General features: G+C 44.1%; 16 protein-coding genes. 8 read left to right on the forward strand and 8 right to left on the reverse strand.

Features of this window, described 5'->3' with window-relative positions:
- Positions 1-6: 6 nt before the first annotated feature.
- The 4 genes from SLH55_RS12140 (at position 7) to SLH55_RS12155 (ending at position 4,844) form a co-directional block, all read left to right on the forward strand.
- The gene (locus tag SLH55_RS12140; RefSeq protein WP_219166161.1) at positions 7-966 is read left to right on the forward strand and encodes an ABC transporter substrate-binding protein; all 960 of its coding nucleotides are present in this window, start codon (positions 7-9) and stop codon (positions 964-966) included.
- A 163-nt stretch (positions 967-1,129) separates the two neighbouring features.
- The gene (locus SLH55_RS12145) at positions 1,130-2,635 is read left to right on the forward strand and encodes a spore germination protein (RefSeq protein WP_320323526.1); all 1,506 of its coding nucleotides are present in this window, start codon (positions 1,130-1,132) and stop codon (positions 2,633-2,635) included.
- A gap of 17 nt (positions 2,636-2,652) precedes the next feature.
- A complete protein-coding gene (locus tag SLH55_RS12150; protein ID WP_320323527.1) occupies positions 2,653-3,741 on the forward strand; it encodes a GerAB/ArcD/ProY family transporter in 1,089 nt (362 codons plus the stop codon).
- Entirely contained in the window at positions 3,738-4,844 is a 1,107-nt protein-coding gene (locus tag SLH55_RS12155; RefSeq protein ID WP_320323528.1) for a Ger(x)C family spore germination protein, read from the forward strand. The genes SLH55_RS12150 and SLH55_RS12155 overlap by 4 nt, the downstream gene beginning before the upstream one ends.
- 47 nt (positions 4,845-4,891) lie before the next feature.
- On the opposite strand, the gene SLH55_RS12160 is transcribed toward SLH55_RS12155, so the two are convergent.
- Positions 4,892-5,929, reverse strand: coding sequence for an oxidoreductase (locus SLH55_RS12160; protein WP_320323529.1), 1,038 nt, complete (start codon positions 5,927-5,929; stop codon positions 4,892-4,894).
- Positions 5,930-6,053: 124 nt separating this feature from the next.
- Between SLH55_RS12160 and SLH55_RS12165 the strand changes: the two genes are divergently transcribed.
- Complete coding sequence (locus tag SLH55_RS12165) at positions 6,054-6,368, forward strand: thioredoxin family protein (protein WP_219166151.1); 315 nt, start codon at positions 6,054-6,056, stop codon at positions 6,366-6,368.
- A gap of 51 nt (positions 6,369-6,419) precedes the next feature.
- On the opposite strand, the gene SLH55_RS12170 is transcribed toward SLH55_RS12165, so the two are convergent.
- Complete coding sequence (locus SLH55_RS12170; protein WP_320323530.1) at positions 6,420-7,796, reverse strand: hypothetical protein; 1,377 nt, start codon at positions 7,794-7,796, stop codon at positions 6,420-6,422.
- Between the two features lie 174 nt (positions 7,797-7,970).
- Between SLH55_RS12170 and SLH55_RS12175 the strand changes: the two genes are divergently transcribed.
- Positions 7,971-8,111, forward strand: a complete 141-nt coding sequence (locus tag SLH55_RS12175; RefSeq protein ID WP_226676970.1) for a hypothetical protein — start codon at positions 7,971-7,973, stop codon at positions 8,109-8,111.
- A gap of 49 nt (positions 8,112-8,160) precedes the next feature.
- Here SLH55_RS12175 and SLH55_RS12180 read toward each other — a convergent pair whose 3' ends face one another.
- Positions 8,161-8,313, reverse strand: a complete 153-nt coding sequence (locus SLH55_RS12180; RefSeq protein ID WP_320323531.1) for a hypothetical protein — start codon at positions 8,311-8,313, stop codon at positions 8,161-8,163.
- 110 nt (positions 8,314-8,423) lie between these two features.
- Between SLH55_RS12180 and SLH55_RS12185 the strand changes: the two genes are divergently transcribed.
- Positions 8,424-8,603 carry an H-type small acid-soluble spore protein gene (locus SLH55_RS12185; protein ID WP_061809731.1) on the forward strand — a complete coding sequence of 60 codons (180 nt, stop codon included), beginning with the start codon at positions 8,424-8,426 and terminating at the stop codon, positions 8,601-8,603.
- Between the two features lie 50 nt (positions 8,604-8,653).
- Here the strand turns inward: SLH55_RS12185 and SLH55_RS12190 are convergent, their stop codons facing one another.
- The 4 genes from SLH55_RS12190 to SLH55_RS12205 all read right to left on the reverse strand — a co-directional run bounded on the left by SLH55_RS12190 (position 8,654) and on the right by SLH55_RS12205 (position 14,386).
- A complete protein-coding gene (locus tag SLH55_RS12190) occupies positions 8,654-10,033 on the reverse strand; it encodes an alkaline phosphatase (protein ID WP_320323532.1) in 1,380 nt (459 codons plus the stop codon).
- A 140-nt stretch (positions 10,034-10,173) separates the two neighbouring features.
- Entirely contained in the window at positions 10,174-11,031 is an 858-nt protein-coding gene (locus tag SLH55_RS12195) for a dimethylarginine dimethylaminohydrolase family protein (protein WP_219166141.1), read from the reverse strand.
- Positions 11,032-11,215: 184 nt separating this feature from the next.
- Positions 11,216-12,796, reverse strand: a complete 1,581-nt coding sequence (locus SLH55_RS12200; protein ID WP_320323533.1) for a long-chain-fatty-acid--CoA ligase — start codon at positions 12,794-12,796, stop codon at positions 11,216-11,218.
- A gap of 159 nt (positions 12,797-12,955) precedes the next feature.
- Positions 12,956-14,386, reverse strand: a complete 1,431-nt coding sequence (locus tag SLH55_RS12205; RefSeq protein ID WP_320323572.1) for a DEAD/DEAH box helicase — start codon at positions 14,384-14,386, stop codon at positions 12,956-12,958.
- Positions 14,387-14,478: 92 nt separating this feature from the next.
- Here SLH55_RS12205 and SLH55_RS12210 point away from each other — a divergent pair, with 92 nt between their 5' ends.
- Entirely contained in the window at positions 14,479-14,934 is a 456-nt protein-coding gene (locus SLH55_RS12210) for a hypothetical protein (RefSeq protein WP_320323534.1), read from the forward strand.
- 203 nt (positions 14,935-15,137) lie between these two features.
- Here SLH55_RS12210 and SLH55_RS12215 read toward each other — a convergent pair whose 3' ends face one another.
- Positions 15,138-16,301: an iron-containing alcohol dehydrogenase gene (locus tag SLH55_RS12215; protein ID WP_320323535.1), complete on the reverse strand. Its 1,164-nt coding sequence runs from the start codon at positions 16,299-16,301 to the stop codon at positions 15,138-15,140.
- Positions 16,302-16,360: the final 59 nt, after the last annotated feature.

Consider the following 16,360-nt stretch of genomic DNA (forward strand, 5'->3'; position numbering starts at 1 on the left):
ATACATATGAAATTGAGAAGCTTACTTTCATTACTGTTGATTTCTACTCTTCTATTTCTTGCAGCTTGTGGAAATAAAGACGAGAAAGATGAATCTGCAGGAAATGATACGAAAGAAGAAACATACACGGTGGAACATGCCATGGGTACGACAGAAATCAAAGGTACTCCTAAAAAGGTCGTCATTCTTACAAATGAAGGAACAGAAGCCCTTCTTTCCATGGGAGTGACGCCGGTCGGCGCTGTACAATCATGGACAGGTGACCCTTGGTATGAACATATTGCCGACGACATGAAGGATGTTGAAGTGGTCGGAACAGAGAGTGAATTGAACGTTGAAGCAATTGCAAAGCTACAACCTGATTTGATCATCGGAAATAAAATGCGTCAGGAAGAGCAGTATAATCAGCTGAAAGAAATCGCACCGACAGTAATGGCTGAAACCCTTCGCGGAGACTGGAAAGAAAACTTCGAATTGTATGCGAAAGCGTTAAATAAAGAGGAAAAAGGGAAAGAAGTATTGGCTGAATATGATCAGCGCATTGAAGACCTGAAAGGAAAACTGGGAGATAAATTGAATCAGCAAGTGTCTATGGTCCGTTTCATGGCTGGAGACGTCCGAATCTACCATAAAGATTCCTTCTCGGGTGTGATCCTGGATGAATTAGGATTTGCCCGTCCAGAAGGTCAGGATGTGGACGACTTTGCTGAAAAAGGGGTGACAAAAGAGCGCATCCCTGCGATGGATGGAGATGTCCTATTCTACTTCACGTATGAAACGGGAGATGGCGAAGCGAATAAGCTTGCTGAAGAGTGGATCAACGACCCTCTATTCCAGAACCTTGAAGTAGCGAAGAAAGATCGGGTATACGAAGTCAATGATAGCATCTGGAATACAGCAGGCGGTGTCATCGCAGCGAATCAAATGCTTGATGATATCGAGAAGTATTTCTTAGAAAAGGAATAAATGTAAGCCGGAAGGGATTATCCTTCCGGCTTATTTTCTTTCACATTCCAGGCTCCCCTCACCCTCCTTACGATTATTTTCCTTCTCCCCCTCTATTTTTCATAATTCTCCTTTTTTCGGAAACACTACTGGGTAGAATAGACTTCGGACATGAGGGATTAGTATGTTTCCATTCTTTAAGAACAAAAAGAATAATGATCATGATAAGAAGAAGCAGTCATATGAGAGCATGAAAAAGGAAGCAGAGAAATCTGCCGATTATAAACAGGCATTTTATAAAAATCCTCACACAGGGGCCAAATTCAGTCTCCACTTCCTTACAACGCTGATCGATGGGAAAATCCTGCAGGAGGACGTCCTCCCCTCTTTACTATCCAAAGACTTTCATTCATTCGATGATTTGAAGACACTGGTTCCTGTACTGGATATTCAAATTTCCACGGATGAATCTCAAATTGAGCAGAAGCTTTATAACGGATATACCCTCTTAACAATGGATGCTTCGAACCGAAAATTCGCCTTCATCGCGACTAAAAATGAGATGGGGAGAAAGGTATCCCAACCAGAGGTCGAATTCAGCGTCGTCGGTCCGAAAGAGGCATTTGTGGAATCACTCAGCGATAACTTAAACCTCCTTCGAAAACGGCTGCCCATCAAGGAAATGCTTGTGGAAGAATTCAATATCGGAAAGCTCACCCATACCCGGGTGGTGTTACTTTATATTGACGGATTGGCAGATGAGGCCAACGTTAATACCGTTCGCCAACGATTACGTGATATAGACTTTGATCAGATCATGGATAGTTCCTTTATAGAACAATTGATCGCCGATAACAGTAAATCCCCCTTCCCCCAACTATTGGACTCGGAACGACCTGACCGGGTCGCTTCTGTATTGGTGGAAGGGAAGGTTGCGATTCTTGTGGATGGATCTCCTCATGCTCTGATCGGTCCTACCACTCTCGTAGAATTTTTCAATGCATATGAGGATTACTTTCTGAATTTCTTCATTTCGTCATTCTTACGTCTCGTTCGTGTATTCGCCGTAGCATTCTCTATCTTAATTACACCCATCTATGTAGCGGCATTGACTTATCATTATGAACTGATTCCTAAGGATTTAATGGCAACCCTCATCACGTCGAGACAAGAGATTCCCCTGCCGCCGATACTAGAGGCATTATTTCTTGAATTGACGATTGAACTGTTGCGGGAAGCCGGGGCCCGCCTGCCGACCAAGGTCGGTCAGACCATTGGTATCGTTGGAGGTATCGTAATCGGGACAGCATCCGTTGAAGCCGGGATTACGAGTAATGTACTTCTCATCCTGGTAGCGCTTGCTGCACTTGCTTCCTTTACCACTCCCGTATACCGGATGAGTAATACCATTCGTCTGCTGCGTTTTCCGTTTCTTTTGTTCGCACAGCTTTGGGGGTTGTTGGGAATCGTTTATTGTTTCTGCCTCCTTATGGGACATCTCTTACAATTAACGTCTTTGGGCAGGCCATTCTTAGAGCCCCTTTATCCTCCAAGGGTAAAGGACCTTAAAGATGCACTCATTCGACTTCCGTTTAGTAAGCAAAAAGGGCGTCCGGAATATTTGCGAACACAGAAGCCTTTTAGATTCAAACCGTCTGAAGGCAAGAAAAAGCTTGATATTGATGAATAATGGTTGGAGGTGATCACATGCAACCTGTTCCGGATCGAAGAAAAATATCGCCGTTCCTCGTCTTCTTTCTCGTTCACGCCATCCAAGTAGGGGTGGGCGTTCTCGGATTCCAGCGTATCATTTCAGTAAATGCGGGATATGATGGATGGATTTCTGTTATTCTGGCAGGGATATCGACTCACATTATTATGATCATGATGTACCTAATTTTAAATAAGGTGGATGGAGACCTTGTGACTGCTCACACGTTTGTTTTTGGAAAATGGATAGGGAATGTATTCAATTTCATTTTTGTCGTATATTTCAGTTTGCTTGTGATCACCATTTTGAGAACGTATATCGAGGTGTTACAGGTGTGGATGTACCCAAGATTGAGTACGTTTTTCTTTTCCTTATTCTTTCTCATCCTTGTCTATTATATTGTGAACGGTGGGGTCCGAACAATTGCCGGAACGGCTTTTTTCGGGATCATCCTTCCCAGTTATCTTATTTTAACTTTCGCTTTTACCTTTAAATATGCAGACTTCAGAAATGTTTTACCGGTCTTTGATCATACTGTAAAAGATTTATTGATTTCTACAAAGAATATGTCACTAACTTATTTAGGTTATGAATCGATCATGATTCTTTACCCTTTTGTAAAGGACGCAAAAAAATCTCAAAAGTACGCCCATTGGGGGTTATTTTTCACAACCACTCTCTACACTTTATTAGCTGTCATTTCATTTGCATTCTTTAGCCAGAAACAATTGGAAAAGACCGTCTGGGCCACCCTCTCTATGTGGAAGATTGTCGAAATGCCGTTTGTAGAACGATTCGAATACATTGGGATCGCCAATTGGTGTCTCATCATTCTTCCAAACGCATGTATTGCCATCTGGTGTGCGAGCAGGATTTTAAAACGAATGACGCCGTTAAAACACAGGACTACGTTATTGATCATATGTATTCTATGCCTATCCACTCTTACGTTTTTCTCTGATCGAAAACAAGTGAACTTCCTGAATAACATCTCAGGGCAAATTGGCTTTTATATAGACTATCTTTACGTCCCAATACTCCTTTTACTTGTGATTATCATGATGAAAGTGAGGCATAAACAATGAAATTACGTTCCTTATTTATTTTTATCCTGATCTCCTCTATGCTCCTGGCAGGATGTGTGGAAAGAGAAATCCTGGATGACTTATATATTGAAACAGCCAAAGCTTTTGATTACGAAGGAGAGGATAAAATAAGAGGCACAGCGCTTTTCCCAATCTATCTAGCCGATAAGTCTATTCAAAACGGTACCCTTTCTGCAGAGGCCTCCTCTACCCGTGAAGTATTGGAAAAACTAGAAAGAAGATCACAACAACCCATGGTACGTGGCGGCCTGGACATCGTGTTGATTGGAGAAGAGTTAGCAAGGAAGGGAATCATCGATATCGGTGATTCCCTTCAAAGGGACGCAAGTGTCGGAGACCGTCTCTATTTGACCGTCACAGAGGGAAAAGCTGGGGAACTCATCAAAGGAAATTATGGATTAAGGGGAAACGGTACGTACCTCTCCAATTTGATTCACCATAACATTAAACGGAGAGAATTACCCGAGACCAACCTTCATATGTTCGTATTTGATTATTTTCAGGAAGGCCAGACACCGTATCTTCCAGTGTTACAGCAGATTTCCAATGAGAGCGTCGCTATTACAGGCGTTGCTTTATTTGATAAAGATAAAATGGTTAAGAAGATCCCTGCTAAAGATATGTTTTTCTTTAAACTGCTGGTGGATAAGTACGCAGAAGGCAGTCACGTCATTAAAATGGGGAAAGAAAAAAAAAGCGGCCATATTGAAAAGTCCGTTGAGGCTTCTGTCACGAGTCTTAAATCCAAGAATAAAATTATCGTCAAACACAATACCGACCCTGTCGAAGTGACGGTCCAAGTAAAAATAAAGGGAATTGTCCGGGAATATACAGGTAAAAACTTGACTCCCGACAAAGTAAATGAAGTAGAAAAACAAATGAAGAAAGATATAGAAGAGAAATGCACAAAAATGCTGAAAGAATTCCAGGAGTTAGGGATCGACCCTGTAGGCATAGGCCAAAACCAAAAGCATGGTATACGCGGGTTTGACTTCAAGGAATGGGAGGACAGCATCTATCCTCAAGTGAAATTCAATGTGGACGCAAGAGTTCAGATTTTAGAAGCGGGTACGGTGGAATAACGCATAATGAAAGGCTCCCTTCATATGAAGGGAGCCTTCTATAATGATCATAAGGTTATGACCCGTCCACTTTCAGCACTTTCTTTACACGCTTCAATGATTTTTATGACCTGTAAAGCATCCTCAGGGTCAACGGGAAGAACTTGATTTTCTCTTAGAGCACCATACACACCGAGATAAAATTGAGAATAATCCCCTTTTTCGGATGGAATGACTTCAGATGTCACATCTTCCTCTGAGATGGTTGTCAAGACGCCCCAGTTTTCTTCATCTTCCATTCCCCAGTCTTCTGATTGAGGATTTTTTCCGGCCTTCAAATCATCCTCCTGCCGATCCATCCCATGTTTCACGTAGCTGCCGTTTAGTCCATGAACCTGATAACGCGGTCCCGGATCGAGGACGATCGAACGTGAGTACAATTGCACTCTCAGAACGTCATATCCGAGGGTGATAACGAAGTAATCTTCCGCTTTATCCGGATTCCGTTGTGGAAAGACATCTGCCTGTACCCATTTTGGCTTGCCAAACAGGGTTAAAGCCTGATCCAGAAGATGAGAACCCAGATCATACAGTACTCCCGCTCCTTCAATCTTGTTCTCTTTCCACCGGTCCTTGATAGCGGGACGGAATCGGTCAAAATGAGCTTCATATGTATAGATTTGACCAAGCGCCTCTTCTTTTAATAACTGCTGAATCGTTAAGAAGTCAGCATCAAAGCGTCGATTATGGAAGACAGAGAGATGCAGGCCTTTTTCCTTTGCTAAAGCCAGAAGCTCTTCCCCTTCCTTGCTGTTCGTTACAAATGGCTTCTCCACGATGACGTGCTTGCCTGCTAGTAACGATTGTTTAATCATGCTGTAATGAAGGTGATTAGGAGTCGTAATGACCACTAACTCGATATCTTCCTGAAGCAAGTCGTCAAGTGTCGACACGACGGTCGCTCCTTCTATGTCTTTCAATACTTTTTCTTCATTGGAAGACATAACCGCTTCAATGTGAAATTCCTCTAAGTGAACTAATAAAGGACGATGAAAGCTTTGTCCTGAGAAACCGTATCCTGCTAAACCAACTTTAATGGGCTGCATAATGTCACCTTTTTCTTTGAAAATGTATTCTCATATTAGCATGTACAAAGTCAGACTAAAAATGATTCGTTTTACAATGGGGCAGGGTTTTGTATAAAATAAGTGGAAAAGGGAGGTTAGCATCATGCAATCAATCAAAAACAAAGAAACCTTTGACGATCTAATCGGTTCAACAGAGCCTGTCATCGTAAAATTCCATGCGGACTGGTGTCCGGACTGCCGTCGTATGGACATGTTCATTGATGAAATCATGGAAGAGTTCAATCAATATAAATGGTATGACATCAATAAGGACGAATTCCCGGAAATCGCTGAAAAATATGACGTCATGGGCATTCCAAGCCTGCTGGTATACAAAAACGGCGAAAAAATCGCTCACCTGCACAGCGCAAACGCCAAATCACCAGAACAAGTGACAGAATTCCTGAATTCACTATAAAAACAAAGGTCCGTCCCTATTTATACAGAGGAACGGACCTTTGTTTTTCACTTAATAAATATTTCCCTTTCCATCTACATACACCGTTTGAATCACTGTTCGTTGAAATATGTTTCCTTGCTCCGTTTTCCCTTCCAGGTCAAGGGTGATGTTGTGGATTCCTTCCTCAAAGTCCGCCAGCGGCAGGGACGACAGATCTTCACAAGTAATGAGTGTAGAGGGTTTTTTCCCGCTCTTCATTGGGATATGGTGGATCGTATACATTTTTTTCAACAAGGTTTGATCACTTGCAGTCAAGGAAGTCACTGCTAATTTCTTATGAAAGAGAATGCTCAGCATATAGTGTTCTTGAGACGCGTGAGCCCTTACTTCCCACCTTCCAGTAATGGGAGCAGCAAGCTGGATGCTGTGATGAAAAGCGCCGGGGAAATATCCTGTAGCATCTTCAGCCACACTCCACTGCCTGTATACTTGACCGTCCGGACCCACCAGTTCATACATCGTATCCCGTTGATCGCTGACCCAGTCGATCGTGAGCCTCTCAACCCCTTCTTCCACAGAGAAATGTTCCACTGCCATACCATCTACTGTCCCTCCCCTGTGAAGCACCGAGGTTTCCTCTTCCTTAACATGTTCGTTCGCTTCAGCATGAACTACAGCTTTCACCTCATCCGAGAGAAGCTCCTTCATATAAGGGAAAATGGTACTTCCTTCTTTAATGGTCGAATGAGTCCAGTCCCGTACCGCCACTTCTATGCCATAAGGAAGCCGGGAGCTCTTCACCAGGACAGCACCATCGCTCTGACCAAATCGACTTAAATAAAGCCCTCCCCAAAACAATTCAGATTGTGCTCCGCCCCAACCTGTACCGCCAAACGTATAAAAAGGGATGCTTCTTGCAAGATCATGCCGGTCCATTTCCGACCTGAAACCTTTCATATAGCCCGTTTGCAATGAAAAGACGGCAGGGGTCTTGCTTTTCAACGCATCGGTCAGCCATCCCGCCCATTTACTAAATGCAAGATCGGCGAGCTCTGATCCATGATGGGGAGTTGATAGTGTAATGACCCGTTCTACATAAGGGGAAGCACCGTAATGCAACAGTGCCGTTTGGGCATCGATCGCTCCCTTGCTGTGACCGACAATCACGAGCTTTTCCTTTAAAGAATCGTACATTTCACCTATTTTCTCTGCTAAAATAGCTCCATTCGTCCACATGTCTTCGTCCTGGTGCAAATCGATGAACACCGATTGATAACCGGCTCCACGGATGATGGGGAGCATATCATTATTCGATAGCCACGTGTCTGATGAAGTATTGATGCCATGGACAAACAAGACCGGAAACCCTTCCGTATTCGCTGCTTCCTCATCTTTGAACCACCTGCCTGGTTTTCCTTCCCGCATTTCTTTTATTCTTTCATGCATCAGCATTGCCCTCCCCATAGAAAAGCGTTCTTCTCTTCATTATCGTTCAGCACTGATAAAAATTCATCCTGATTGTTAAATTTAGGAATAAAGACATATATTCTCCCGGAATTGAATAGTCCCCTTGTCCTTATCAAAAACTAATATCGATTTTACTAATATGGAGGGATTCCTTTGACAAAGAAAAACAATCGGGGCAGCGAGAACCAAAATTCACCTAAACGAGGCACGACAGAGTTTGCAAGCGAAATCACAAGCGGGGACAACAGTAAGGGAAACAAGCATAATAAAGACCAGAAAAATAAAACGAAATAGTAAAAACCTGCCTGATTTGTTTCAGGCAGGTTTTTGGTTGGAAAAGGTTTCAGTCATCTTCCTTAGAGATATTCACCGGAATCATGTTGGATTCAACATGTATGTGACTCTGGTCGGCTTCCCTCTCATCATCACCATTTAATCGTTCGTTTAACTCCATGTTGGCTTCTGTCGGGGACATTTTTTCTTCCTGCTTCTTCATATCATCATCCTTTCACTATTAGAGTATCAATTTCCCATTGGGATTATGCGGCTCATGGTTCTACCGAATTGGGACACACTAATCAATGAAAACATTAGGAGGTATGAATTATGGACCAAAATCGAGTAAAACAGATCTTATCTTCTTCAGCCGACATCCAGGTCAAATACAAAGATGCATCCGTTTGGATCGACTCTGTATCAGAAGACGGAAAAACGGCTGTTGTGCATCTTCGAGGGCCTTTGGAAGAACGTTCAGAAGTAAGTGTTTCTGATTTAGAAGAGGTATAAAAAAGAAAAGACCACGCCGGGCAAGTCCCCCGTCGTGGTCTTCATTCAGATCATTTCTTGTCTTTAATTTTCCCTTTGTTCTTCAAAAGTTCAAAGATTTGGTTTGCCTGATCTGTATTATCGATCAAACCGGCAAATTTCTCTTTTTGTGGACCAAAGGCATAAACAGGAACGTCGTCACCAGTGTGCCCGTCTGTTGTCCAGCCCGTTCCAGAACGGGTATCAAAAATCTTCTCGATCGCATTATCGATTTCCGTTTGGTCACCTTCTTCAGCCGCGGTTTTCACAGATGCGATTTCTTCAGGCGTCAGTTCAAGGTCGATATTATTCGCTAATGTTTCTTCAACCGATGCACCATTCACAATCTGCTCTGCCATATAGTCAGGTGTATGCTTTGCCGCTTGGATCGGAGCCGGATCCCAGTTGTACTCACCGTCTGAACCAATTGAGATTCCACCTGTTGAATGGTCTGCCGTCACGATGACAAGAGTTTCTCCATTTTCTTTTGCAAAATCTCTTACTTTTTCAAATGCTTGTTCAAAGTCTCTCATTTCACTCATCGCACCGACTACATCATTATCATGGCCGGCCCAATCGATCTGACTACCTTCCACCATTAAGAAGAAACCATCTTTATCTCCTTTTAAACGGTCAAGGGCAGCCGTCGTCATATCCGCTAAGCTCGGTTGCTTCTCATCACGGTCAATCATCTTGTCCATTCCGGATTCAGCGAACAGACCAAGGATTTGATCATTCTTATCTTTTTTAAGCTCATCAGCTGATTTTACATAGCTGTATCCGTCTTTTTTGAATTGTTCTGCCACATTACGGTCATCACGTTCGAAGAAATCCGTTCCTCCACCCAACATGACATCAATCTTATGTTTACCGTTGATCATTTCATCATAATAATCATTGGCAATCGCATCTTCGCTCTTACGTGACTCTTCATGTGCCCCGTAAGATGCCGGTGTAGCATGCGTGATTTCAGATGTAGCTACAATTCCTGTAGACATGCCATTTTCTTTCGCCTGTTCCAGTACCGTTTTCACATCTGATTTATCGTTATCCACTGCAATTGCATTATTATAAGTCTTCACTCCACCGCTCATGGCTGTTGCAGCAGCTGCAGAGTCTGTAACATTCTCTTTTTCATCTTCCGGATACGTCGTTTGTAGTCCGACAAGGTAAGGATCAAATGCCGTCTTTTCCATTTCGACAGTATCAGGATTGTCGTTCATATAACGAAGGCCAGTTGTGTAAGGTACACCCATTCCATCACCGATCATAAAGATGACGTTCTTGGCTTTGCCGTTCTTCGATTCCTTCGCACTTGCTTCTGTGTCGTCCTGGTTCATTCCTATGACACTTCCAAGAGCTAATGTGGAAACCACCGCTAATGGAAGGATCTTCTTCATCGATTTCTTCATTTTCCCTACCTCCTATAATTCGTGGTACATGTAGAAGAATAAAGGGGAAATATGAAGAACCATTTACGAAACGAATACAGGAGAGTAAAGCTTATGTAAATTTAAAAAAACAGGCAAAAAGTCACCTGTTCTTTTCAATATCATTCTCTTATAAGGGGGAGAGTACAGCAGCGGAATGACCCACCCGACTTAATGATTTCCGATAAGTCGAGCTCGATCACCTGAAATCCTTCCGCTCTGATCCGTTCATTTAAAGCTTCGTTCTGGATGAGACTGATGATCTTTCCGTCACCGATCGCCAACACATTCGGCCCCATTTGAAATTGTTCACGATCTGTGACCGTGATGGTATGATAATGCTTCTTGATGGTCTTTAGATCCTCTTTTGAAAATGCCGGCGGATAGACAAGTGCCCAATCACTCGAAATGATGGTAAAGACACAATCCAAGTGGAGGATGTCTTCCCTTAAAGGCATTTCATGAACGGTGTATTGCGGGAGTTGATTTCGCAACGATTGGATGGCCAATTGATTCGTCCGGCCACTCACCCCGATCCAGATATTTTCTTCATCCACGAGGACATCCCCTCCTTCTATGGAATGAAGAAGTTCACGATAAGGGATCTCACCTTCCTTCAGCCAAGTCTTTAGCGTCTCCACTTCCCCACGCCTGACTTCAGTATTCATCGATGCTACGAAGAACTGATCATGGATGGTGAAGCCAATGTCTCTTGTAAAGACTTGCTCATTGAATTCAGGGGATGCCGGAAGATGAATGACCTCTGAACCATTTTTTTCTAATGTGTCTACAAATTGTTTATGTTGCAGAACAGCTTTATCTATATTGATATTGTCATTTAAAAAGTGCTTTTGAGTTTCATTTATGATTTCGTTGATTTGCATATTTTCAGGTGAAACCACCACTACTTTTTTTAGCTTTCCATACTCATTGGCACAATGCGTTTTCGAATTCGGAACCAACGGGGAATTTAAACTCATCTTTACGCCCTCCATTTGTCTACTCTTAAACACTGCTTTTCCCTGTTATTATGCTGATAAAACTTCCTTTTTATAAGTTATGCCGCATAAGCCTAAACAGGGACGACGAGCATCATGTATCGATGAAATAAGGGCGTTTGTCCATGGAAATGGAAAAAGGCATGCAGCTGCATGCCTTTTATTATCAATGCACCATCCGATCATGATCCTTCCAGAACTCTTTTCTGATGACCACTTTTTGGATCTTACCGGAGGCCGTTTTGGGTAACTCTTTGGCAAAGGTTATATTTTTCGGCGCCTTGAAGTGGGCAAGTTTTTCTCTTGTAAACGTTATGAGATCTTCTTCTGTGACACTGTGCCCATCCCTGAGAACGACCACTGCATGGGGAACTTCCCCCCACCTTTCATGAGGAACCGCCACAACGGCTGCTTCCAGCACACTATCATGCTCGTAAAGGGCACCCTCTACTTCAATGGATGAGATATTTTCCCCTCCGCTGATGATCACGTCTTTCATCCTGTCGACAATTTCAATATATCCATCTTCGTCAACGGTCGCCATATCCCCCGTATGAAGCCACCCTTCCCGGATCGTCTGCTTTGTGGCTTCGGGGTTTTTGTAATAGCCTTCCATCACCGTATTAGTCCTGGTCACGATTTCACCGATTTCTTTACCGTTACGAGACACTTCTTCCCCCAGCTCACTTACCACTTTCACCTTGCTTCCAATCATGCTGTAGCCCGCCTTCGCTTTCAGTCGGTATGTTTCTTCTTTAGGTCTGCCCTGTTCCGAAGACCTTGGGATGGAAGTCGTGATTAGTGGCGAAATTTCAGTCATCCCATATACTTGGATGAATTCCCATTTCAGATTTTCTTCCACTTTCCGGACAAATGCCGGTGGAGGTGCAGACCCGGCAATGACCACCCTCACATCCTGCCCGATGGAACGCTCCCTCTCCGGGTAGGATTCCAGAAGCATATTAAGAACCGTCGGTGCCATATGCATGACGGTGACACCATGCTTCTCCACTTTGTCCAAAATCACTTCCGGATCTACTTTTCGAAGCATCACCTGGGTCGCACCGTTCGCCGTATAATAAAATGGTGACCCCCATCCATTCACATGAAACATCGGCAGGACGTGAAGAAGCGTATCCTGATCAGAGACTTTTAAATGATGCATGGATGACAAGGCATGCAAATAATTAGACCTGTGGGTGAGAAGGACTCCCTTCGGATCTCCTGTTGTCCCGCTCGTATAGAGAAGTGACGCGATATCCGTCTCTTCCAAGTCTACCCGGTCGAAAGGCTCCCGGCTGAACGAGCCTCTCCATTCTTCATATCCGGGGTGTCCGTCCCTCTCCTTACCGTGTATCACCACATGCTCCAAATGAGGAACTTCTGAAAGTATCGGTTGAACCAACGGATAGAGCTCTTCATCGACAAACAATGCCTTACTCTCGCTATGGGTCAGGATAAATTGATAATCTGCAGGCTTTAATCTGGTGTTTAATGGCGTCATGACCGCTCCGACAGAGTATACACCGTAGAATCCTTCCAGCATCTCCGTCGTGTTAGGAGCAAGGTAGGCGACTTTGTCGCCCTTCTCTATCCCAAATTGTTTCAAACCCCTTGCCAGCTGATTCACCCTGTCATTCAGCTGCTTATAGGTCAATCGTTTTTCATCATCGATGATCGCGACCTTGTCTCCATATAACTCCACTGCCCGATCGAGAAAATCCGTCAACACTAAAGGTACATGCATATGTATATCCATCCCTTCTGATTCGTAATGACTGCTGTGAATCGTTTATAGGAATTATTTTACCAGATTCCGCTATATTTTTGGGAATATTCAGAAATTATTAAAGGTATCCAGTCAAAATAAATAGCATGGTGACACTAGTGTCACCATGCTAACAGGCTACCTTCCTCTGCGGCTGGAAGTGGATCTTCCCCCGCTATTTCGCTTAGTACCGGAGTTAGTCCTTTCCGTAGAGCCTCTTCGGCTGCCCCTGGAAGAGCCCGTTGATTCACCACTTCGACGTGAGTCCACTCGACCGGAACTCCTCTTGTGTGAAGGAACATTACTTTCATCCGTGCGTGGTCTGCCTCCACGTGGGTGCCGTGCTTTACGGTCTTTATTCGCTTGAATCTTCTTTTCACGGCGATCTTTCGCACTTTCATTGGATCCTTTCGGCGCATGAGAGGTCCCTTTCGTAGGAATAACCTCAACAACCCGACGGGGCAAGGAACGACCGATCCCTTTTTCAATCACTTCCAGGTCCTGCTTATCCTTTAATGCTACAAACGTAATGGCAAGTCCGTCGTTCCCGGCTCGGCCCGTACGTCCGATTCTGTGAATGTAGCTTTCTACATCTTGCGGAATGTCATAATTAAATACATGTGTGACACCCTCGACGTCAAGCCCGCGTGCTGCCACGTCTGTCGCAATAAGAAGTTGGAGCTTTGCGTCCCTGAACTTCTTCATCACGTTTTCCCGCTTTGCCTGGGACAGGTCACCGTGGAGCTCATCGACTAGAAAGCCCCTTGCTTTGAGATCCCCAAGGAGCTTACTAACCCTTCTCTTTGTCCGGCAGAAAATGATTCCGAGGAACGGCTGAACATCATGAATCGTCTGGCTGAGGGCATCGAGTTTCATACGATCCGTCGTTTCCACGACTTCCTGCTGAATTTCCTGTACGATCTTTTCTTTTTCACGGATCTGTACATTATGGGGACGATTCATATAGCGCTTGCCGATCTTGCGGATATCCTTGGACATCGTCGCTGAAAACAGCGCTGTCTGACGAGTGAACGGCGTCTCGCGGATGATCGCTTCTACTTCATCGAAGAATCCGATATGAAGCATCTGATCCGCTTCATCTAATACAAGAAACGATACATTCGAAAAGTCGACCGTCTCTCGGCGTACATGATCAAGTATCCGACCCGGTGTTCCGATTACGATATGGATCGCTTTATTCTTCAATCTCTTGATCTGCTTCTCGACATCCTGGCCACCGTATACGGCCAGCACATGTATATCATCTTCCGTTGAAGAAAGAATCTGGTTTAATTCAGCCGTTACTTGAATCGCGAGCTCCCTGGTCGGAGTCACGATAAGTGACTGGATTTCATCTTTTTCAGGATCGATCTTGGCTAGCATGGGCAGGATAAAGGCCATCGTTTTTCCTGTTCCTGTCTGCGCCTGTCCAATTACATCTTCCCCGTTTAAGAGAAAAGGAATCGTCTCACTCTGAATCGGCGTAGGTTCTATAATGGATTGTTCTTTTAATGCATTGACATACTTAGGCTGGATACCTAAGGAAGTAAAATCATTCATTGGGGTCACCTCTTTGATCCTCATTATACCTGTAAACCTCTTTAGAATATAGGGGCCTGTGTTATAATGGGGAAATCGTAAAAATGAAATGAGGAATAACAGTGCTGACATTTGATGAAAAATTAGCTGTCATAGAAGACTTTCCTGAGCTTACACGGAAGGATGTTTCGATGAACCGGGTAAACTTCCATTTTGAAGACAGTCTATACGAAAAGACGACTGTCGTGTACCACCTTCATCCGAACGGAAACGGGTTTGTTTATACAGGCAGTCTTCAAGCGTATGAAGCGAATCAGAAAGGCCTTGTGAATATCAGGGACTATACTCGAGATGAACTCATGGAAATCGTCCGTGCTTCCATCGACCTTCTGGCAACAGAAGAAGTAGCTGCTCCACCAGTGGAAGAATTGTGGAAAGATGCAGAAGGACACTCCCTGCAACTAATCGAGGAAGACGACCGCTGGAATATATATGCCGGTGACAATTTGGAAGACAGTTTCGGCGGGTATGATGAAGCAGCATTGTATCTTCGTGAAGAAGGCTTCCGGAGACGATGATACTAACGTAAAAAGGACGAATCGTTTTGGCGATTCGTCCTTTTAATGTGGGGTCTGGTTTTGAAATTGAGCCGCTTTAGGTAAAAATCCGGCCGAAACGATGAAGAATCCAGCTGTTTTCTGTCTTAATCAAGCCGAAATCGATCCTAATCCAGCCGTTTTTAAAGAAAATCCAGCCGAATGCCATTTATTACCTCAAACCCTCATAACGAGCGCTTCAATATATCCCGCACACTATCATAATCCATTTCCTTATACGTCCCGACACCTGGCTTGATGAACGTCTTCTCTACAATGGCATCAAACTGACTATCGTCAATATCATAATCTTCAAGTGTACTTGGAGCCCCAAGTGAGTTCCAGAAATCACGCAGCGCTTTTGCTCCTTCTCTTGCCACTTCGATATCGTCCTTGCCATCAGGCGAAATCCCGAAAACATTTACCGCAAGCTGTTTGACCCGTGATGGATCCTCTTCCAGGACATGCTCCAGCCAGTTAGGGAAAAGAATCGCAAGGCCGCCTCCATGTGGAATATCATAAATCGCAGAAATGGCATGCTCGATTCTGTGTGTTGCCCAATCACCGCCGTCTGTCCCGTTGGAAAGGGTTCCGTTAAATGCGGTCGTACTGATGTACATCATCGTTTCCCTATGCTTGAACGACTCCAAATCCTCCAGCAGTTTAGGGCCGGTTGCAATCGCCGTTCTTAGAAGCGACTCAATGAACCCATCTATCATCGGAGTATTTTCAGTCCGGTGGAAATAGTGTTCAAGGGCATGTGACATGCTGTCCACAATCCCATAGATCGTCTGATCACGTGGTACAGAAAATGTATAAGCAGGATCGAGAATTGAAAATGCCGGGAACACATGAGGAGATCCCCATCCTAATTTATCATTCGTTTCCCAGTTCGTGATGACCGAAACAGAGTTCATTTCAGAACCCGTAGCTGCAAGGGTCAGAACCGTTCCAAAGGGAAGTGCCTCATTGATTGGTGCTTTGGCGGTGATCAGTTCCCACACGTCTCCATCATATTTGGCTCCTGCCGAGATCGCCTTTGTACAATCGATGACGCTGCCGCCGCCTACGGCCAGGATGAAATCAATCCCTTCTTTTTGACAGATCGTAACACCCTTACGAACCGTCGTTAAACGGGGATTCGGCTCGACTCCGCTTAGTTCAAAAACGTTTGCATCGATTTTCTTCAATTCGTTCATCACATCGTCATAAACGCCATTACGCTTGATGCTTCCTCCGCCGTAAACGAGTAACACGTTCAGTCCTTTATCCAGGATGGAAGGCAGTTGCTTCACTTCATCTTTACCGAAGTATAGCTTTGTGGGATTGTATTGTAAAAACGTATTCATATTTAACACCTCTTCAATTGTAGTTTGTATTCATTTTAGCACTAGATTCACCCATGGAG

Origin of the sequence: Rossellomorea sp. YZS02, assembly GCF_033963925.1 — a bacterium.
In the GTDB taxonomy this organism is placed as follows: Bacteria; Bacillota; Bacilli; order Bacillales; family Bacillaceae_B; genus Rossellomorea.